A 21,476-nucleotide genomic window follows, 5' to 3' on the forward strand; every position below is an offset into this window, starting at 1 on the left:
TGTAGTCTTTTTTCTTCCTATTTAGCTTTTCCTAAAAATTCCGCCCTGATTTGTTATAGCCATATTTTTCGACGAAATGCTCGCGGAATTCTAAGAGATTGTCATCCATGATGGCTTGACGGACCTGCTTCATGAGGTTAATCAAGAAATACAAGTTGTGGTAGCTGGTCAATCTAATACCAAAGGTCTCATCTGCCTTGAGGAGGTGGCGAAGATAAGCACGGGTGTAATTCTTACAAGTGTAGCAATCACACTCGTGATCTAGCGGTGTAAAATCTTCTGCAAATTGTGCATTTTTCACTACCAGGCGTCCTTGACTAGTCATACAGGTACCATTTCGCGCAATCCGCGTCGGCAAGACACAGTCAAACATGTCCACTCCACGAATAACGCCATCGATCAGACTGTCTGGAGCTCCTACTCCCATGAGATAGCGAGGCTTGTTCTCTGGTAAGAGCGGAGTTGTGAAATCCAGCACGGCATTCATCTCTTCATGGCTTTCCCCAACAGCTAACCCACCGATAGAATAGCCTGGAAAGTCCATGCTGACCAAATCTTGAGCAGACTGACGGCGCAAGTCTTCAAATCCAGCCCCTTGGACAATCCCGAAAAGACCTTGATCATGAGGGCGACGATGAGCCTTAAGGCCACGTTCTGCCCAACGACTGGTCCGTTCGATTGATTTCTTCACATAATCATAGGGTTGATAGAACTGAGGACATTCGTCAAAGGACATCATGATGTCGCTCCCTAGATTATTTTGGATCGAGATGGCCTTTTCTGGGGAGAGGAACATCTTCGAACCATTGAGGTGGTTTTTAAAGGTTACCCCTTCTTCGGTGATATTTCGGGTATCCGCTAGTGAATAGACCTGGAAGCCTCCACTATCTGTCAAAATGGGCTGGTCCCAGTTCATGAACTGGTGCAGTCCTCCTGCTTTTGCGACTAGATCATCCCCCGGACGAAGCCAGAGATGGTAGGTGTTGGCCAAAATAATTCCGGACCCCATTTCCTTGAGTTCTTCTGGCGATTGGGTCTTAACGGTTGCCTGAGTCCCTACAGGCATAAACATTGGAGTTGGGAAGGTCCCGTGGGGGGTGATAATTTCTCCCAGACGAGCTCCTGTATGCTTTTCTTTTTTGATTAATCGATATTGAATCGGTGAATCTGTCATGGTTACCTCCGTACTGGGAAAAACAGTCCCAGCCTTCTTATTCCTGTCACAGGATCTCCTGTGAGCACCTGTACGATTGTACCAAATTTTACCAGCTCTGTCACGGACTTGTGTTATAATAAAGGGTACTACTACCATGAAAGAGGACATTATGAATATCAAATTGGTTCGTGCTCAAGCTCGTCAGCTGCAATTGCAACATCCCAAAGTCTTCTCCTACTTTGCCTTGCCAACTTTCCTGACAATCCTTGCAAGTTACATGTTGACAGGGACAGACATCACTGAAACACTTGCTCACATGGAACTTAGAGAAGGGATGCTCTTTCTTCTAAGTCGGCAGATTTTTCCTGCGATTGTTGGTTTTATCCTGTCTTTTCTCTATTTAGGGGCAACTTTTCGCTTTTTGATTTCTGCCTCTAGCAAGGGAGAAAAGAACTTTGGTATCTTCACCATCTTTCAGAGCCAGTATTTTACACCTGCGTTTTTGACGCTATTCATTAAGCAAGTGATCCTGTCTTTGTGGGGGAGTCTCCTCTATGTGAGTCAACTCCTCTTAACGGTGGTCAGCTATCACGTTCTCGCTATCAATGAATCCTCCTCCACTACGTCTACCCTTAGAGCGGATACTCCAGAAGTTCAAGCAATTCTTAAGTTAGCTCCAACGATGACGACCGGCCTCTTAATGGCGCTGGTTGGGCTCCTGCTCTTCCTCCCTTTTTATTACCAGTATAGTTTGGTCGAATTGATCCTATATAGTCGACTGATGACAGGAACCTATGATGGCCCCATGTCTATCCTCCGCCAAAGTAAGGAAGAGATGAAAGGCTTTAAGAGCCACCGCCTTGTTCTTGATTTGAGTCTGCTCGGTTGGCAAATTCTATCTTTTTTCACTTTAGGAATGGCGAATTTTTATGTTAAACCTTATGCAACCAGTTGCCAAATCATCTTCTACCATACCCTCCTCCAAAAACGGATGCAGGCGGACAGTCGCTTCCAGCAAAAGGCGCCGGATCTACCAAAGTCTAATCCACTTGATTAACAAAGAAAACAAGAAAAACCACCTTCGATTGGAGCCATTCTCCAAAGTACTAGGTGGGTTCTTTTTTCTCTGTTAGGGAAATCCGTCTGTATTTATTTCATCTCTCGTATCAGTTTAATCACTGAATGAAAGACGAGAGGTTCTGAGATAAACCAAAGGTTATCCTTCTCCTAAGACCAAGCGAGTATGCTCGCGCTTGATACAGCGGTTCATGACGATATCTTCTCGTCCAGATCTACGAAGGATTTCTTCTGCTTCTTGATTTTCCAGCTCTAGTTGCGCCCAGAAAATTTTCGCATCCGTCTCGATAAAGTCACGCGCTACATCTGGCAAAAACTCACTGCGACGGTAAACATCGACGATATCTACTGGGAAAGGAATTTCCTGCAAGCTAGCGTACACCGTTTCTCCAAGGATCTGCCCACCGGCTGCACGAGGGTTAACAGGAATAATCCGATAGCCCCGCTCTTGCATATCCTTGCTGACACGATGACTGGTCGTCTCTTCACGGTCAGATAATCCAACTACAGCAATGATTTTACTGGTTTCGAGGTAATGTTTGATAATGCCATCACTAGGATTGCGAAATGAATAAGCCATAAGAATCTCCTTTTTGTATGCGTTTCCTTTCTTTAAATAGTATAACAATACGAAGGGCATTGCAAGTGTTTGTCGTTAAAAGCGGTAGGAAACTGAAAAGTCTCCTACCGCTTTCTGTTTTAAACAAACTCAATCTTATTTGGCTTCATACCATGTTTTGCCTTCATTCTCATCAGCTTCTAGTGGAACTGCAAGTTCAATAGCGGATTCCATAGTCTCTTTGACGAGTTCTTTAATCGCTGCCAGTTCATCACTTGGTACTTGCAGAACGATTTCATCGTGCACCTGAAGAAGCATCTTGGTCTTGTATGCTCCTGCTTCTAACGCTTGGTCCAAGTGGATCATAGCAATTTTCAAGATATCGGCTGCCGATCCTTGGATTGGTGAGTTGATAGCGGTCCGCTCCGCAAAGCCTCGAACATTGAAGTTGCGAGAATTGATATCTGGAATCTCCCGACGGCGCTTGAAGAGAGTCTCCACATAGCCTTTGTCACGCGCTTCTCGCACCACTCTCTCCATATAGTCCTTGATGCCAGGGTAACGTTCGAAGTAGGTCTCAATGTAGGCCTTGGCTTCTTTTCGACTGATCCCTAAGTTGTTAGACAGTCCAAAGTCGGAAATTCCATAAACCACACCGAAGTTTACTGCTTTGGCATTGCGACGGTCATTCGGCGTCACGTCTTCTGGTTTTTCAATATTGAAGACCCGCATAGCAGTCGATGTATGGATATCTGCCCCATGCTGAAAGGCATCAATCAAATGCTCATCTCCCGAAATATGGGCCAAGACGCGCAATTCGATCTGTGAGTAATCCGAACTGAGCAAGACACTGTTTTCCTCTTCTGGGACAAAGGCCTTGCGGATGAGACGACCTTGCTCCAAACGGACAGGGATGTTTTGCAGATTGGGATCCACGCTGGACAGGCGGCCTGTCTGCGTCAAATCCTGTACATAACGGGTATGGATCTTCCCATCTTCCAAAATCCAATCTTGAAGACCGATGACATAGGTTGACTGGATCTTAGCAATTTGGCGGTATTCAAGAATCTTAGACACGATCGGTGCAATTGGAGCCAGGCGTTCCAAGACATCAACGGCTGTTGAATAGCCGGTTTTGGTCTTCTTAGTATATTCAAGTGGGAGTTCCAATTTTTCAAAGAGGATGACGCCCAATTGTTTTGGAGAATTGATGTTAAATTCTTCTCCAGCAAGCTCGTAGATTTCTTGAGTCAAGCGCTCCAAGACTGCTTCGTTTTCCACCTGCATGTCTTTGAGGGTCTGGCGCTCTACCTTAATCCCTGCGATTTCCATCTTGGCCAAAACAGCTGCTAGTGGTTGCTCCATATCATAGAGCAAATCTAATTGGTCATGGGCTTGCAACTGCTCCACCATGGGCCCTTCAGTATCCAGTAGAACAGCGACCTTTCGTGCCAAATGCTCTAATAGGACCGCCTTTTCTGGGATAGCTTTTTTGGCTCCCTTGCCATAAACGACTTCGTCCAGCGGTAGCGCAATCTGACTATAGAGACTCGCAATGGTTGAAATTTCATTGTCCTCTACGGTCGACAAGAGATACTTGGCCAATCGACTATCAAAAGCCGGCTTTTGCAAGGTAATGCCCAAGTGGCTGAGCAAGACCTTGGCCCGCTTAAAGTCATAGACCTTGAGGGGCGTTTTTTCGAGAAATTCTTTGAAAATCGGTGTTTGTAAAAGACCAGTATCTGTACTTGCGTAGAGCTGACCTTTTGTCCCCCATGCAAAGCCGATAATGGGTTCCGTATGGTAGTTGTCCCCAAAAATCTCGAAATGGAAGAAACTATCTTCCGTAAGCATATCTGGAGTGACTTGCTCGACTTCTGTATAGTCAATGGCTACAGGAGCCGCCTCTTCTCCACTGAGATCCAAGGCTTGGCGAAGTTGCTTGAAGCCCATCTCCTCATAAAACTTGGCGAGATTTTCTAGATGAGGACCCGAATAAGTGATATCGTCAAGCCCAATTTCAATGGGCGCATTGGTATCGATGGTCGCGAGAGTCTTGGACAGATAGGCCTGCTCCTTGTCGTTGATGAGGTTTTCCTTCATCTTAGAAGCCTTCATCTCATCGATATGCTCGTAAATGCCATCGAGAGAGCCGTATTCTAGAAGCAGTTTGATCCCTGTCTTTTCTCCGATTTTGGTGACACCCGGGATATTATCCGACTTATCTCCCATCAAAGCCTTGAGGTCAATAAACTGCTCTGGTGTCAAACCCATTTTTTCTTTGAGATAGGCTGGAGTGAATTCCTCAAACTCTGCTACCCCTTTTTTAGAGATTTCAACCACCGTATTGTCATCTGTCAGCTGGATCAAATCCTTATCCCCAGAGACAATGGTGACATCAAAGGGCACCGAGCTAGCTTCGGCCATCTTATCTAGCGTTCCAATGATGTCATCTGCCTCATACTGGGCTAGCTCATAATAGCGGATTCCCAAATGATCCAGTTGTTCACGAATGAAAGGAAACTGCTCACGAAACTCATCTGGTGTTTTTGCCCGCCCCCCTTTGTAGTCGGCGTACATCTCTGTCCGAAAAGTCGTCTTGCCTGCATCAAAAGCAACGAGGACATGGGTCGGTTGGATGCGCTCCAAGAGATGACTCAACATGAGGTTAAAGCCATAGACCGCATTGGTATGCAACCCATTGGCATTTTTGAAGCGATCGATTTGATTGTAGAGTGCAAAAAAGGCACGAAAAGCGACGGAAGACCCGTCGATGAGTAGTAATTTGTTCTTTTTTTCCATAGGCTTATTATACCACGAATCACAAGGTCTCTGGTACATAAAAACTCTACCCTTTCGGGTAGAGCCTTCTTTAGGAATTTCTTATGAAAAATGAAGAGAAGTGTTTATTCGCCGTAACAAGAACCTTGTTGTGGCAATTTCTTAAAGCGTTTTGGATAATTAACTGAGATTTTCATTTTCTGTACCTCATTTCTTATTGGATGAGTTTAGTATACAGCTCAAACCTAAACCATTCCTTATAGAAAGCTTTAAGAAAACTAAAAGCTGAGGCGCAAAGCATGCAGTTGTTTTTTGCTGCAGACCGGTAACTGAAGATGGAGCCCTTGCCATCGTAGCCCTAAGAAAAGCAAAGTAAAAGACCACCGGATTTGGTGGCCTTTTAGGGAGATTATTATGAAAAAGAAAAGTTTTAGGATTTCATAAACAAAGTTAGGAGGTCTTTGTTTATGGTTTTATTATATCGGATTTATCTTAAAGATTTCTTAAGGAATTATTTCATTTCCAAAACAAATTGTTTACGGATTCTTTTCATAGCGCCATTCCAGCAACAAAGAAGCCTAGCTTTGTTAAATAAGTTAACTTTTTTCTTCTTCAAAATAGAGGCGAATGTCATCCAAATGACGAATCGCATGATTGACATCCGGCTTGTAATCCAAAAAATTAATACTCCCGATTCTTGCATTGTCTGCCAGATCAACATCCAAGGTTCGATCTCCAATATAATAGGTCTTGCTCCGATCCAGTTGATACTTATCTACTAGATAATCGACTCCTTCTGGATCTGGTTTTCTTCGAAAGCCATTGTCCGTTGTGACAACCTCTTGGAAATAGGATAAGATCCCTAGATCTTCCAGAATTGGATAAGCATTTTTCCCCTTGTGGGTATAGATGAATTGGACAATCCCTTCCTCTTTGGCCCAAGCTAGAATGTCTCTAGCTCCTAGCATCAGATGAACTTGGGCGTTTTTCTCACGCAAGCTAGAAGCACGATGACGATTCATCTCTTCCGCATCCAAACCATGTTCTCTAGCTACTTCTTCAAGAAGTGCCTGGACGGATTGTTGAAGGATAAAAGCATGGACCGCTTCTCGATCAAAGTCCAGAGAGTAATGGGCATAAGTCTCAGCAATCCCATCTAAAATCGCTTCATAAGAATCCAAAAGAGTTCCATCCAAATCCCAAATAAAAGCTCGTGTCATACATTTTATTCCTTCCATGTCCGATGATAGAGTGTTTTTAAGAAAATCCAGCGAAATCCATTGTCCAAGAGGGTACCAGCCCAAATCCCTGGCAAGCCCCAACCGAGGCTAACCCCCATCAGATAACCTGAGCCAATCCGAATCACCCACATGCCGATAGTGGTCGCATAGAAGGGAAGACGCGCGTTGCCTAACCCTTGCCAGACCGCGGTATAGATGACTGTCCCAGCTGTCAGAGGCGTTCCAAGCAAGGAGAACAAAATGACGGATAAGGAGGCAGCAAGGGCTCCTGGATCCTTAGTGTAAAGGGCTGTCAAAGGACTTCCAAACAAGAAGATGGTAAGGGCGAGGGGAAGCATGGTGAGAAAGGAAATCCAAAAACTCCGACTGATGATTTGCTTGATCCCTTTTAAATCATTCTGCCCCAAACTTTTGGCGACCAACATGACTGTCGCTGTCGCAATCCCAAAGACCGGCATATAGTTGAACTGGGTCAAGACTTCCCCAATAGCATTCCCAGCTACCGCTCTAGTACCAAAAACAGCCACCATAGCAATGATGACAATATCCCCTGCTCGCATCATGAGGCGCTCACCAGCAGCAGGCAAAGCAAAGGAGAGCAAGTCTCGATCCAAGCCCCAACGAAAAGGAGCAAAGGGAAGTTGAACCTGACGCCAGAGCAAGAAAGCCCCTAATAAGCGAGAGAGAACCGTTCCTAAGGCAGCCCCGGCGATGCCCAGCCCAAAAACAAAGATCAAGATGCTCGATAATAGAGCATTCAAAACATTGGTCAACAAACTGACATACATGGGTAGTCGCGGGTTATGGGCCACACGGACTAGGGCTCCCAAGGTCGTCATCATACCTAAAAGCAAAATACTTCCTCCGACAAGGGATAAATAAATTCCTCCGGCTTCTGCAACCGCTGCTTCAACCCCCAAGAGGGCAATCAATTCCTTGCCAAAGCAGAGGGATAAGACCCCCAAGATACAACTTAATAAAACCGTGACTTTAATAGACTCAGTCGCCTGACGAGCTATGGCTTTCTGATCTTTTTGTCCCATACTTTTAGACAAGAGACTCACGACCGCTGCTCCAAGAGCGATAAAAATAGCTTGGTAAATCGTAATGATATTACCTGCAACGGATACACCCGATACAGCTACTAAACCCAACTGAGCGACCAAGTAGCTATCTACCATCCCCATGAGCATTTGGAGAAAGTTTTCTCCGATGGCTGGAAGGGCAATTCTTAAAATTTGTCGATCTACTTGTTGTTGACGTGACACACTTTCCTCCTGATGAAAAGAAACTCAGCTAGTTGCCTAACTGAGTTCTGCTTGTAGAACTGTTGTGGGATTTATTCAGTCAAGTCCTAGAGACTTCTGCTTTCTAATTTTGGGACTCCCACTTACAATCCCAAATAGGCTTCAACTGCAGCCTGCATTTCTGCTGCTGCAACAGTTGTCTTGTGACGAACTGGAGCAGTTTCAAGGCCATCCACTGCTGGTGGCAAGGCTACACCTGAAATTTCGTGTAATTGAGCCAAGGCTTCAAAATCGCTCAAACCTGATTTCCCTGTTACAGCTTCTACTGCAACCACTGGGAATTTGTAAGGACTAGCTGTTGATGCAATTACGGTCTTGGCCGCATCGCCTGTCGCTGCTTGGTATTTTTTATAAACTGCTGAAGCAACCGCTGTATGAGGGTCCTCAATATAAGAATCCGACTCATAGACACGCTTGATTTCTGCTGCGGTTTCAGCTTCTGTTGCATACTCTGCCGCAAAGAGGTCCAAAATCTCTGTATCAAAGTCTGTCAATTCATACTGACCTTGCGTATTCAAGGCATTCATGAGTTCAGCTGTCTTTTCAGCATCATTTCCCAAAAGATGGAAAATCAAGCGCTCCAAGTTTGAAGAGACCAAGATATCCATCGATGGGCTAGTGGTTACCTTAAACTCACGCTTCTTGTCATAAACACGAGTTTTAAAGAAGTCTGTCAAGACATTGTTGTCATTTGAAGCACAGATCAATTTACCGACTGGTAGGCCGATTTGTTTAGCGTAAAAGGCAGCTAAGATATTTCCAAAGTTTCCTGTCGGTACAGTGAAGTTAACCTTGTCACCAGCATTAATCTCGCCAGTTTTAACAAGCTGAGCGTAGGCATAAACATAGTAGACAATTTGTGGTACCAAACGGCCGATATTCATAGAGTTGGCTGATGAAAATTGCAACTTGTTGGCTGCCAATTTTTCACGAAGGGCCACATCATTGAACATATGCTTCACGTTGGTTTGTGCATCATCAAAGTTTCCATCAATGGCGATCACATGGGTATTATCCCCAGTTTGAGTGGTCATTTGCAACTCTTGTACCTTGCTGACACCATCTTTTGGATAAAAGACGATAATTTCAGTGCCTGGAACATCCGCAAACCCTGCCATAGCTGCTTTCCCAGTGTCTCCAGATGTCGCTGTCAAGATGACAATCTTGTTTTCCAATCCGTGTTTCTTAGCAGCAGTTGTCATAAAATATGGCAAGATAGACAAGGCCATGTCTTTGAAGGCAATGGTTGAACCATGGAAGAGTTCCAAGTTGTATTGGCCATCAAGCTTAACAAGAGGGGCAATGGCTGGTGTATCAAACTTGCTGTCATAGGCGTTGGTGATACAGTAGTCCAACTCTTCTGCTGTGAAATCATCCAAGAAGGCTGACAAGACCAGCTTAGCCACCTCTTGGTAAGAAGCATCTTTTAATGTGTCAAAATCCAAATCTACCTTTGGATAGCTCACTGGAGTAAACAAACCGCCATCTGTCGCCAAACCTTGCAAAATCGCTTGGCTGGCTGTTACGGTATTTTTCGCATCACGCGTTGATTGATAAACTAATGTCATGTCAATTTCCTCATTCTGTTCCTTAAATGTACGAGTTAGATTACTCTAACTTTCGTACAATCTATTCCATTATACCATGAATCCTTCTGAATTTTATCAGTGAGAAGAAAATTGTCTGAAAAAGAGCCCACTTCTTGCAAACTGAAGAACCACGAAACCTCCATCTTTATAATGACTATCCGAGTCTTGCTAGTCTCTTTTTATTTGCTCATAGGAGTCCTTGCCGTCATTGAGCTTGTCCCAGATGACAACTTTTCCTTCTTTGAGAGATTGTTGAACATCAATGATCCGCTGGTTGGAAGAGCCACGAAACTGCAACATGAGGTTGCGTTTGCTCTTATCATAACGACCATCCACCAGAATATCAATCAGCGAAAGCAGTTCTAGTTTGTCCGGCGTCTCCAGCATCATTTCTTCCCAGGTATAACCGGTCCAAGACCAAATATCCTTGTCAGGGAATTCTTTTTTCACGCGCTTGACCAAGGGCAACAGGATGCCAGTGTTAAGAAAGGGTTCTCCCCCAAGCAGGGTCAATCCCTGGACATAGGGTTGGGCCAGATCGGCCATGATCTGCTCTTCCAACTCTTTGGTGTAGGGAATACCCGCCTTGAAAGACCAGGTCGCTACATTGTAACAGCCCTCACAGTGAAACATGCAACCTGCTACATAAAGGGAGTTGCGGACTCCTTCGCCATCAACAAAGTTAAAAGCCTTGTAGTCGATGATGCGACCTTGACTCAGTTCTTCACTCTTCCACTCGCCTGGTTTTGGTGTATTCCATGTCATCCTTCTACTCCACCTCTATCCAATACCGTTCGGTACCATTCCGCACATCCTCCAATTGGCCTCCATTGGCTAAGATAACAGCTCGGCTGGCAGGATTTTCTGTGCTACAAGTTACCAGAGCTCGTTTGATATTCTTTTCCTTAGCAACTTGTAAACTTTGGCGGAGGGCCTCTTTAGCATAGCCCTTACCTCTTTCAGAGGGACAGATGGAGTAGCCAATATGGCCAGCATGATTCAGCAAGCCCTCATGTAGTCTCAGCCGTAGATTCAAAAAGCCTAAAGCTTTGCCTGATTTATCAAACAATACGAACTGAATTGATGGAACACGATTTTCCGACAATCCTATTCCCATTTCTTTATTATGGCAAGTTTCTAGCCACTCCTCATAATCAAAGTTCTCAGCATCCCAAAAGCCACCGTTATGGGCTGATCGGCTCTTTTCAAACTCTGCCATCATGTTTAGAATGGCCTCTTTATCCGCTAGAGTTGGTCTACGTAATTCCATCTTTACCTCCCCCCATACGAGAAAAGCGAGAGCGAACTCTCACTTTTATTTTTTCTTAGCCTTTTTTAAAAATTGCTCTCTCAGGCTGGCTACCCGGTCTTTTTTATTGATTCCACCTGTCGAATGTTTTTCGTGGAATCGTTGAACTTGGGCCTTGCCCTTATCGTCTAGTTGGTATTTTCCCATAATCTTCCTTTTCTAATCTGTCACTTGGTGTCCAGCTGATTTAATCGTGGACCCATTCATGTGTTTGACCCGCGCAGCGATTTCCTTATGACGTCCATTAACCATCGGACGGGCTTGAGGATTTCCTAGATAGCCACAGGTCCGTTTGACTACATCGACCGTCTTAGGATCACTATTGCCACAGTTTGGACAGGTGAAGCCCCGCTCGGTTGGTGTAAAATCCCCTTCAAAATCACACTTGTAACAACGGTCAATCGGCGTATTGGTTCCGAGATAACCGACCCGGTCATAGGCATAATCCCAAACCGCCTCTAGCGCTTTTGGATTTTGTTGGAGAACAGGGTATTCACAATAGTGGATAAAGCCACCGGAGGCCCCTGCTTCTGGATAGACTTTTTCAAAATCCAGCTTCTCAAATGGAGTTGGGTTCTTGCGAACATCGTAGTGGAAACTATTGGTGTAATATTCCTTGTCTGTGATATCCGGAACCTGACCAAATTTCTCCGTATCCAGGCGACAGAAGCGATCTGTCAAGCTTTCTGACGGCGTCGAATAAATCGAGAAGTGGTAGCCATACTGGTCGGACCATTCTTCGACCCGCTTCTTCATATCCTTGATGATATCGATCGTGAATTGCTTGGCTTCTGGATTCTGTTCCCAGTTTGGACCATAAAAAACGGTCGCGACTTCATAGAGTCCGATATAGCCCAGAGAAACGGTCGCTCTGCGATGACGGAAGAGCTGGTCTACCTGGTCATACTTGCCCAATCGCTTCCCAAAAGCCCCATATTGGTAGAGAATTGGGGCATTGGCTGGAGTCGCTTCCTTGGTCCGCTCTACCCGATAGACCAAAGCATCTTCCGCAATGTTCATCCGCTCATTAAAGATTTCCCAGAACTTTTCTTTATTCCCTTCTGACTCCAAGGCAATCCGGGGGAGATTGACTGTCACAACTCCCAGATTCATCCGACCAGAATTGACTTCTAGGCCATTTTCATCCTTCCAGCCTTGGAGGAACGAACGACAGCCCATGGGTACCTTGAAGGAGCCTGTCAATTCGACAATCTTGTCATATGAGAGGACATCCGGATACATGCGTTTGGTTGCACATTCCAAGGCCAATTGCTTGATGTCATAATTGGGACTCCCTGGTTCTAAGTTGAGGCCTCTCTTCAAGGTGAAAATCAACTTAGGGAAAATAGCAGTCCGGTGTTCTGAACCGAGTCCCTTAATTCGAATTTCCAGAATAGCTTTTTGGATTTCCCGTTCAAAACGATTAGACCCTAGCCCGAAGCCTAGCGAGGTGAAGGGCGTTTGTCCATTGGAGGTAAAGAGGGTATTGATCTCGTATTCCAATGATTGCATGGCATCGTAGATGTCTTTTTTCGTTTTTTGCCAAGCATAGTCCTCGCGTTTTTCAGGGAGAACCCACTCCTCAGCATCTTTCAAGTGCTTCTTGTAATTCTTTTCTGCATAAGGAGCCAAGACTTCATCGATCCGGTCAGCTGAGCAACCGCCATACTGGCTAGAAGCTACATTGGCAATAATTTGCGAAATCTGAGCCGTTGCAGTTTGAATGGACTTAGGACTTTCTACTTCAGCATTTCCAATCTTAAAGCCATTTCTCAACATGCCTTCAAAATCGATCAAACAACAGTTGGTCATCGGGGTGTAAGGGCTATAATCCAAATCATGGTAGTGGATATCCCCTTTTTGATGAGCATTGGCTACGTGTTTGGGCAACATTTTGAGACCAATAGACTTGCCGACAATACCTGCTGTCAAATCACGCTGGGTATTGAAGACATCACTGTCTTTATTAGCATTTTCATTGACGACAGCTTGGTCCTTGTTGAGGAGTTTGCCGATCGTGAAATTGATGTCCGTTGCTTTTGAGCGCTCAAAATCACGTTGCGTACGATAGGTAATATAGCTCTCAGCAATTGCATATTCATTGGCTTGTAATAACTCGTGCTCAACGACATTTTGAATCTCATAGATTTTCACGCCACGAGGGAAGCGTTCCAAAATTTCAGCAACGATCCGGTCTGTTACGGTTTCTAATTTCGCTTCCAAGGCCGGAGTGAGACCGGTCACTTCTTCTGTCGCCTTGACCAAAGCACGGTAAATTTTATCGACATCAAACTTGACCTTCCGCCCATCTCTCTTTTCCACAAAGAGTTGGGGGAGACTTTGGATATGCTCTTCTCGTAACGTTATCATACTCTCGCCCACTTTCTTTTTTATACAAATAGAATTCACCCCATATTATATCACTCAAAAATAAAAAATCAATATCTTGTGTCAAAAAATGTTATTTCATTTCAAAACCACAAGATATTGATAGTCTATTTATATTGGTACAAGGTGTAATGCGAACCCTTCTGGTTCACTTTTTCATAATCCTTAGTTAGAACTTTTTTCAGAGCAGACGTTACATCTAGGTCCTTATTGACCACAATAAACTTCGGCTTAGCTTGCTTAATCTGATTGATCAGATTGGTTCGATTTTCCCTCGGCCCCATATAGGCAGTCGGAGTTAAAAGAGCTGAAGCTGCTAAACGGCCACTTTCTTGATAGAGATGAGCCGTCTGATCCCAAGCATAGATCGTATCTTTGGAATCACTATGACTCTTGATATACTGAGCAATTGCACTTCGGTCACTCGCTAGATTGTTTTGGAGAACCAATTGATTCACAACTGGATAGCCCACTAAATAAGCCATTGCCAAAATCGGTAGGAAGGCTTGACTGGAGAAATAAAGGTCCCAGATAGTATTGTTCTTCATCTTCCGGCGCTGATAAGTTGACTCATCCCCGGCAAACCAAAGAGCAAACAAGGGGAGAACAAAAGGTAACAAGCTAAGGAACTGATAGGCCCCTTGCTCTGGTGTCCCAACCACAACTGCAACAACTAGCAGAAGACCAAACCAACTCATAAACCGAATCACACGTTGACCACTTGTCGATACTTTTCGGAAGGACATGACGAAAGCTGAAGCGAAACCAAGCGTCAACAGCAATAAACAGTAATAAACCAAGTTGGCAAATAGATGTCCGGCATCAAACTGGAGGGAGCGGAGACTGTACAAGGTCTGATGGATCGCATATCCAAAAGAGCCGTTCCACACGGTGATGTAGCCTAAGGGATAGAAAAGAAGAGAGAATCCCAAGAGGGCAGCAAGAAATTGATAGAAGCCGTGGGCAAATTTCTTTTGCTTCAAATGATAGGCTGTCAATCCAAGAAAAGCAAGCAGATAAAAAATCACACTCAGCCATGGCACCATCATAAATGCCAAACAGGCTCCTGCGCCATAGGCGACAAAGGATTCATCTGTTTTCTCACCCTCTAGATAAGCGAGAATGAAATTCATAGAGCCAAATAGGAAGGGCAGGGCATAAAGGACAGCGTAATTGCCGCCAAATCCAAGCACTCCAGCAAGTAGGTAGAAGAGTAGCTGAACTTGACCTGCAATTTTTTCACTTGCAACCAAGCTTCTGACCATCCGATACAGGCTCGTCCCAGCAAAAAAGTAGGCTAAAATTTGGAAGACCACCAGGAGAACTTGACCTCCTAGCAAACTTCCTAAAGCGCTGATCCCGTAGTAGAGCAAACCATTGACCCCAAAGAAATGACCATAGGGAACTTGACCTTGAGACATTGCCCAACCGGCATATAAGTCCTGGGTTTGTTGGTTGGTCGCCAGTAAGTTGATAAAAGGAAGGGCTACATGGACCAGCCCAAGTAGGACACTAAGAGCAATTGGTAGTGACAAGGGAACTGGTCGCTTAATGGCATAGCGCCCCAACGACTTTTCATCTTCTTGCTCTTCTAATGTCTCTTCTACATCCTCTTGGTCTTTCGATCTCGCTTCAACCTTTTCTTTGCGACGATGACCAGATTGTGATAGGCGACTTAGAGTTCCGGTCGAAGCTTCTGTTTCCACCGCTTCTCCAGCAACCTGGCTCTCTTCCTGGTTCTGCTCTGATTCCACCGGTTGACTAGCCGTCAAAACTTCTTCTTCCCGGCTAATTGATTGTTCCAATACCTTTCGTAGCTCTTGAGTATCTTGAAAATTGGACCCGACACTCAAGCCAAGTTTATGCGATTCTTTTTCTTTTTCACTCATACCGTGTTTTTTCCTTTACTAGAATTGCAAGTGCTAAAGGGCACATGCATACCCTACTAGTATATCAAAAATGGGCCCAGCTGTCAGCTTTCTCCACAAGGAGAAAGTAGAGGGCATGCAAAAAGACCGACACCTTCTCGGCATCCGTCTTTTCTTTTTATAGTTGATTCAAAATAGTCTGAAAATCATTTTTTACTTCTTCGATGGACATGGTCACTTCCTGGCGAGTCTGGTTGTTTTTGACGGTGATTTGCCCACTTTCAACCTCGCTACCACCTAAGGCAATGATAGTTTTAGCCCCAAAGACGTCAGCTGACTTGAACTGAGCCTTCAACTTACGGCCTAGGTAATCACGTTCTGCGATGAAGCCTTGACGACGAAGGGCCTGAACCAATTCCAAGGCAGCTACTTCTGCTTCTGAACCCAACACAGCAATGTAGACATCCAATGACGTCTCAACAGGAAGCTCAACTCCTTGTTTATCGAGGATCAACAAGAGACGCTCAAGTCCCATCCCAAAACCGAAACCTGGTGTTGCTGGTCCACCAAAATATTCTACCAAGCCATCGTAACGACCTCCCGCACAAACGGTCAACTCATTCCCATCTACTTCTGTCACGAACTCAAAAATAGTGTGGTTGTAGTAGTCTAGGCCACGTACCATATTGGTATCGATGACATAGTCAATTCCGAGGCCGTCTAGCATAGCCCGTACGGCATCAAAGTGTGCCTGGCTTTCTTCGTCCAAGTAGTCTAGGATAGATGGAGCATTCTCAACCGCTTGCTTGTCTTCTTTTTCTTTTGAGTCCAAGACGCGGAGCGGATTTTCCTCTAGACGACGTTGGCTATCTTTTGAAAGTTGGTCCTTCATTGGAAGGAGGTAGTCGATCAAAGCTTGGCGATAAGCTGCCCGACTGGCTGTGCTACCAAGGGTATTCAAGTGGAGGACGACATTTTCAATGCCAATTTCTTTGAAGAATTGGTCAGCCATGGCAATCGTCTCAACGTCTGTTGCAGGATTGCTAGATCCAAAACACTCTACACCAATCTGGTGGAATTGACGCAGACGGCCAGCCTGAGGGCGCTCATAGCGGAACATAGGACCGATATAATAGACCTTGCTTGGTTTTTGAACTTCTGGTGCAAAGAGTTTATTTTCAACATAGGAGCGGACCACTGGTGCTGTCCCTTCCGGACGCAAAGTGATATGACGATCACCCTTATCATAGAAGTCGTACATCTCCTTGGTCACGATATCCGTTGTATCCCCTACCGAACGGCTAATCACCTCGTAATGTTCAAAAATAGGTGTGCGGATCTCTGCGTAATTGTATTTTTTAAAGGTTTCGCGAGCAAATCCTTCTACATATTGCCACTTAGCGGATTCCTGTGGCAGGATATCTTGGGTTCCTTTTGGTTTTTGTAATTTCATAGATACCACTCCTTTGCTTGCTTTGTACTATTTATTTTATCATAATTTCTAGTCCGTGACAGCGCTCAAGCGATAAAATCAGCCTACAAGCCCATCAGGAATAGAAAAAGGGAACTTCTCCAGCCCCATAAAAATCGAGCCCGCATCACATGCAAGGCTCGATTTCTTTCGTTTCTTTACTTTCAACTATCTTATAAGATATTTTCATATTGTTCGCGAACTTCCTGCGGCCAGACGCTGGTTTGGACTTCTCCGATATGTTTCTTACGAAGCAAGAACATCGCCATCCGCGATTGACCGATCCCACCTCCGATTGTTAGTGGAAAGAGTCCATTCAAGAGCGCACGGTGCCATTCCAATTCTAAACGATCTTGATCTCCTGTAATAGCAACCTGGCGCTTGAGGGTGTCTTCATCAACCCGAATCCCCATAGAAGATAATTCGAATGCCGCCCCTAAGTTATCATTCCAAACAAGGATATCCCCATTTAAGCCCTTGTAGCCATTTTCAGTTTCCGTTGTCCAGTCGTCATAGTCTGGTGCTCGTCCATCGTGTGGTTTGCCATCTGATAAGACGCCACCAATCCCAATCAAAAAGACAGCTCCATATTCTTTGGTTATGGCATTTTCCCGTTCTTTCGGCGTCAAGTCAGGATAACGCTCTACCAACTCTTCTGTGTGGATAAAGGTGATTTGCTTCGGCAGGATTGATTCAATATCATAGCGAGCTTCGACAGCCAACTCCGTCAAACGAATGGCCTTGTAGATTTTTTCAACTGTTTCCTTCAAGTAGGCTAGGTTACGGCTCCCATTTGGAATGACCTTTTCCCAGTCCCATTGGTCGACATAAACTGAGTGGGTCGCATCCAAAGAATCTTCATCTGGACGAAGGGCCTTCATATGGACGAAGAGACCTTCCCCTTCCCCAAAGCCAAATCGCGCCAAAGTATGACGCTTCCATTTTGCAAGGGAATGAACCACTTCATAAGTTTCATTAGGAATTTGCAAGACCTTTACAGAGACAGGGTTTTCCACTCCGGATAGGTTGTCCTGCATCCCATCTCCTACCTTGCTCAAGATTGGACCTTGAACCTCAACGACTTCTAGTTTATCTTTCAAATATTGGGTAAATGTTGTTTTTACAAATGAAATTTCTTCTTGCTGATGAATAAAACTCTTCTTCATAGAGACTCCCTTTAAATAGTATGAATTTGATTATACGCTTTTTTAGAGAAAAAGCAATACCTACTGCTTCAAAAAGGGGTTTTGAAAGCTATTTCAAGACCCTCTCCTTTCAGTTATTTAACCTATCTATTTTATACTCATTTTTATTTTAACAATCAAAGTTATACTGTTGAAATAAGGTGCTTTTTGTGCTACAATCTATCTAAGAAAACGATTTTGTGATTGTTTGAACAAAGGGAGGATTTCATTCTTAAAAACACCGTAACGAACAACCGAGTAACCTGTCGCAATACCGTGTCGTTTAATAACGACTCTATCTTTTGGAAACCTACTGATAGTCTTAGTTGAACTAATAGTAGGATTGTTTATTAAACACCCATTTTATAAAAAAGGAAGAAATTTATGGATAAAAAGAAATTTTGGATTTTCCCATTTGTTCTTTGTTTACTAGCCACCCTATTCACATTAGGTTTGAATAGATCATCTGCTGAAACATCGACTGTTTCGGTAACAGGAAAATTTGCGGATACGATTACCAGTGTTAACGTCACCAATAACGAAGGTGGAGATCTCACCTGGGAGTTGGAGCAATGGGCTACTTTCCGAATTAATGCCACCTACGATTTAGCTGGAAAAAATGTCAAGGCAGGGGACACCACCGTCGTGACTGTGCCAGATGCCCTTATCATTTCTTCAGACAGCTTCGAGATTCGAGATATTAACACCAACGAGGTCATCGCTCATGCAACCGTAGATGCTGCAAAAAAATCGATTTCCCTCACCTATACAGACTATGTTGAAAAACACTCTGACACTAACGGCTCCTTCTTCTTCTATGCTCGGATTGATTTCCAAAAGCACCCTGAAAAAGGAGAAATCCCAATTGAAATTACCATTAACAACGAGGTAAAGGTCGGCGGAAAAGTAACCTTCAAGGGAGTTGGAGACGGCAATCCCAAAGTCTTGACAAAGACGAGCTGGGTGAATTCAGACAACCACAAAAAGGTATCCTATACCATTTCTGTCAACCGGACCAGAGAAAATATCAATAGCGTGACCATTGAAGATCACATGAAATTTACCAATGCTTCTTATGTGCCTGGTAGCATCAAAATCTTAAAAGGTACCTTTGCCTTTGTAGCAGGTGAATGGCAATTTAGCAACCGAACAGATGTCACTGACCAACACAAGGTGACCATTAGTGAAGACGGTCAATCCTTTGTAGTTGACTTAGGCGATATCACTGAAAACGACCAGTATCGTATTGCTTACGACGTTGAGCTCAACTACGAGCCTGTAGATGGCGAACTCCTAAAAAATGATGCCATCTTAAAAGGAAAAAATACAGTAGTGAAAGAAGTAACCAATGCTGCCGCTGTACAAATCGCTGGTGGCTCTGGTGTTGGCTATGTATTTACTATCAATATCCACAAAGTAGATGATGCCAACCAACCTCTTCAAGGTGCCAAATTCAAGGTCGTACGTCAAGCGAACAACCAAGTCATCGGTGAGTATGTAACCGACGAAAACGGGAACATTACTGTCAGTGCTTTGCTAAAAGATAAGTATATCTTAACTGAAACAGAAGCACCTGCAGGCTACAGCATTAAATCTGCAGATACAGAAGTCAATGCTGAAGATTTCGGAGCCGATCACTCAGTAACCAAGACGATCGTCAATCCGAAGGAAGAAACAACCACGACTACAACCACCACAACGACTACGACGACTGAAGAGCCGACTACTACTTCAACCACTACAGGTGAAACAACAACAACTACGACTACAACTGAAGAACCGACTACATCTTCAACTACTACAACAACCAAAGAAGATTCAACAACGACAACTACGACAGGCGAAACAACAACAACTACGACTACAAGCGAAGAACCGACTACATCTTCAACGACAACTCCTACTCCAACACCAACTCCGTCATCTTCAACAACTGAAGGTACAGGCGATGGCAAAGGTAAAGGTCGTAAGAAAGTTCTCCCAAGTACAGGTGAAGTTGCCGCTACTGGATTCATTGTTCTCGGAGCAGTTGTTCTATCAGGTGCTATCTTATTGAAACGTAAACTCTCACATCAATAAAGATGACTAAATCGCAACCTCTAGCTAATAGCTAGAGGTTTTTTTCTTCTAGCTTAATTTGACAAATGAGGAACAAAAAAAGAGCCGTCCGCTGATGACTCTTCTCAAAATTACGTATAAAGATAGTATGCCATAAAAGTCGATTTAAAAAATTTCAAATTTCATTAAAAAAATAAATTAAACATTTTTAATGGTATAATAACATCAAGTAGTAATATTATTGGAGTTGAAATGAATACCAAGGAACAGAAAAAAACCTTAGAAAACAAGCACATCTTACACAAGTCGATGTAGCTGAAAAACTAGGAATTTCGCAACCAGCCTATGCTTCATGGGAACGTGGAGTCAAAAAGCCAACACAAGATAATTTAGTCAAGATTGCACAAATCCTAAACGTGTCAATTGATTATCTGGTTGGAAATTCAAATGAAGGAGTAAAAGAAGATAAGTTAGATAATGTGGAACTTCTTTTTCGTATGAATTCAAAAGGTCTTACTGAAGAAGAAAAGAAGATTTTTAAAAAAGAGTTAATTGAGTTCATTATTAAAAGAAAAAAAGAATTTAGAAGAGATCAATAAATACATTTAATAAAACTGTGTAAGTAACAATAACTATCTATAATAGAATGGATAGAAGTATGTTTGTCAGGTAGATGACTGTATTATTTTTAAGTGTTAGGAGAATTTAGATGAATTTAAATGATGGAATGACAGGTATATTAATGATTATAGCGTCCGTATTAATCAATGTTTTCTCTGACGCAATAAAAATCCATGTGAGCAAAAAAGCTTTCACTAAAAGATTGTTGAAATATGGAATCGCAAGTTTAATAGTAGCATTTATCTGGTTTATTTATCAAAAATTCATCTCGTTCCGGATGCAAATCTTCGAGCATACGAAATTAATTGATAAAATTTATCTTGCTATATTTATTTCTTCTTTATTTTTATTTCATCTAAATGAGTTTATTTCAATTAAGATCTTAAAATATTTGAAAAAATCTGATCGCTTTGCTAATTCTTATATAAAAATAGTAAGATTAATTTCTATGTGTTTTATAGAGTTACTATTACTTCTTCTTTCTTGTTTCATTTTTCTAAATGCAGCACCCGTTAGAAATTATGTACTTGATGATACTGTTGTGAAGATGGGAAATGAAACGTTTATCATGCCTAAGAATATGACATTTGAACTTGTGTTTTCTAAAGGTAATAAAAGGACAAATATTAGTAAAAATTATTCTATCAGTCTCCCAAACAGTGAACTAGTATTAAAAAAAGATCAAAAAATTAAACTATTCAAAGGAAGTATTTTAAAATTTAAAAGAATTGATAATAATAGGCACTGCACCCATAAAATGAGACACAAGAAAACACTCCTGTTGAAATCTGGTAAACTAGAAACAGGAGTGTTTTATTATGGTCAAAAAAGCATATTCAGTAGAAACTAAGCTAGCCTGTATCGAAA

16 protein-coding genes and 1 pseudogene are annotated in these 21,476 nt (G+C 43.3%); 4 read left to right on the forward strand and 13 right to left on the reverse strand.

Going from position 1 to position 21,476, the window contains the following annotated elements:
* Window positions 1-31 precede the first annotated feature (31 nt).
* The gene (gene tgt, locus QM873_RS09715) at window positions 32-1,174 is read right to left on the reverse strand and encodes a tRNA guanosine(34) transglycosylase Tgt (protein WP_006597058.1); all 1,143 of its coding nucleotides are present in this window, start codon (window positions 1,172-1,174) and stop codon (window positions 32-34) included.
* A gap of 151 nt (window positions 1,175-1,325) precedes the next feature.
* Between tgt and QM873_RS09720 the strand changes: the two genes are divergently transcribed.
* Window positions 1,326-2,213 (forward strand): DUF975 family protein, encoded by an 888-nt coding sequence (locus tag QM873_RS09720; protein ID WP_343094312.1) that lies wholly within the window; start codon window positions 1,326-1,328, stop codon window positions 2,211-2,213.
* 159 nt (window positions 2,214-2,372) lie between these two features.
* Here QM873_RS09720 and QM873_RS09725 read toward each other — a convergent pair whose 3' ends face one another.
* The 12 genes from QM873_RS09725 to asnA form a co-directional block, all read right to left on the reverse strand.
* The gene (locus QM873_RS09725) at window positions 2,373-2,813 is read right to left on the reverse strand and encodes a CoA-binding protein (protein WP_343094311.1); all 441 of its coding nucleotides are present in this window, start codon (window positions 2,811-2,813) and stop codon (window positions 2,373-2,375) included.
* 135 nt (window positions 2,814-2,948) lie between these two features.
* The gene (gene polA, locus QM873_RS09730; protein WP_343094310.1) at window positions 2,949-5,594 is read right to left on the reverse strand and encodes a DNA polymerase I; all 2,646 of its coding nucleotides are present in this window, start codon (window positions 5,592-5,594) and stop codon (window positions 2,949-2,951) included.
* Window positions 5,595-6,169: 575 nt separating this feature from the next.
* A complete protein-coding gene (locus tag QM873_RS09735; RefSeq protein ID WP_343094309.1) occupies window positions 6,170-6,793 on the reverse strand; it encodes an HAD hydrolase-like protein in 624 nt (207 codons plus the stop codon).
* A 5-nt stretch (window positions 6,794-6,798) separates the two neighbouring features.
* A complete protein-coding gene (locus QM873_RS09740; RefSeq protein WP_343094308.1) occupies window positions 6,799-8,082 on the reverse strand; it encodes an MATE family efflux transporter in 1,284 nt (427 codons plus the stop codon).
* A 122-nt stretch (window positions 8,083-8,204) separates the two neighbouring features.
* Window positions 8,205-9,689, reverse strand: a complete 1,485-nt coding sequence (gene thrC / locus QM873_RS09745; protein ID WP_343094307.1) for a threonine synthase — start codon at window positions 9,687-9,689, stop codon at window positions 8,205-8,207.
* Window positions 9,690-9,878: 189 nt separating this feature from the next.
* Complete coding sequence (nrdG, locus tag QM873_RS09750) at window positions 9,879-10,475, reverse strand: anaerobic ribonucleoside-triphosphate reductase activating protein (protein ID WP_343094306.1); 597 nt, start codon at window positions 10,473-10,475, stop codon at window positions 9,879-9,881.
* Between the two features lie 4 nt (window positions 10,476-10,479).
* Window positions 10,480-10,980 carry a GNAT family N-acetyltransferase gene (locus QM873_RS09755; protein ID WP_414279205.1) on the reverse strand — a complete coding sequence of 167 codons (501 nt, stop codon included), beginning with the start codon at window positions 10,978-10,980 and terminating at the stop codon, window positions 10,480-10,482.
* Window positions 10,981-11,025: 45 nt separating this feature from the next.
* Window positions 11,026-11,166: a hypothetical protein gene (locus tag QM873_RS09760; RefSeq protein ID WP_006595204.1), complete on the reverse strand. Its 141-nt coding sequence runs from the start codon at window positions 11,164-11,166 to the stop codon at window positions 11,026-11,028.
* 12 nt (window positions 11,167-11,178) lie between these two features.
* Window positions 11,179-13,389, reverse strand: coding sequence for an anaerobic ribonucleoside-triphosphate reductase (gene nrdD / locus QM873_RS09765; RefSeq protein WP_343094304.1), 2,211 nt, complete (start codon window positions 13,387-13,389; stop codon window positions 11,179-11,181).
* Between the two features lie 125 nt (window positions 13,390-13,514).
* Complete coding sequence (locus tag QM873_RS09770; RefSeq protein WP_343094303.1) at window positions 13,515-15,296, reverse strand: MFS transporter; 1,782 nt, start codon at window positions 15,294-15,296, stop codon at window positions 13,515-13,517.
* Between the two features lie 157 nt (window positions 15,297-15,453).
* The gene (gene hisS / locus QM873_RS09775; RefSeq protein WP_343094302.1) at window positions 15,454-16,728 is read right to left on the reverse strand and encodes a histidine--tRNA ligase; all 1,275 of its coding nucleotides are present in this window, start codon (window positions 16,726-16,728) and stop codon (window positions 15,454-15,456) included.
* 191 nt (window positions 16,729-16,919) lie between these two features.
* Complete coding sequence (gene asnA / locus QM873_RS09780) at window positions 16,920-17,912, reverse strand: aspartate--ammonia ligase (protein ID WP_048692049.1); 993 nt, start codon at window positions 17,910-17,912, stop codon at window positions 16,920-16,922.
* Window positions 17,913-18,314: 402 nt separating this feature from the next.
* Here asnA and QM873_RS09785 point away from each other — a divergent pair, with 402 nt between their 5' ends.
* From QM873_RS09785 to QM873_RS09795, 3 genes and pseudogenes are all read left to right on the forward strand, one after another.
* Window positions 18,315-20,009, forward strand: a complete 1,695-nt coding sequence (locus QM873_RS09785; protein WP_414279206.1) for an Ig-like domain-containing protein — start codon at window positions 18,315-18,317, stop codon at window positions 20,007-20,009.
* 251 nt (window positions 20,010-20,260) lie between these two features.
* Window positions 20,261-20,587: pseudogene (locus QM873_RS09790) on the forward strand (helix-turn-helix domain-containing protein); the annotation flags it as partial.
* 110 nt (window positions 20,588-20,697) lie between these two features.
* On the forward strand, window positions 20,698-21,459 hold the full coding sequence (locus QM873_RS09795) for a hypothetical protein (protein ID WP_414279207.1): 762 nt from the start codon (window positions 20,698-20,700) through the stop codon (window positions 21,457-21,459).
* Window positions 21,460-21,476: the final 17 nt, after the last annotated feature.

This window comes from Streptococcus australis, from assembly GCF_047463015.1.
GTDB classification, from domain to species: Bacteria; Bacillota; Bacilli; order Lactobacillales; family Streptococcaceae; genus Streptococcus; species Streptococcus australis_F.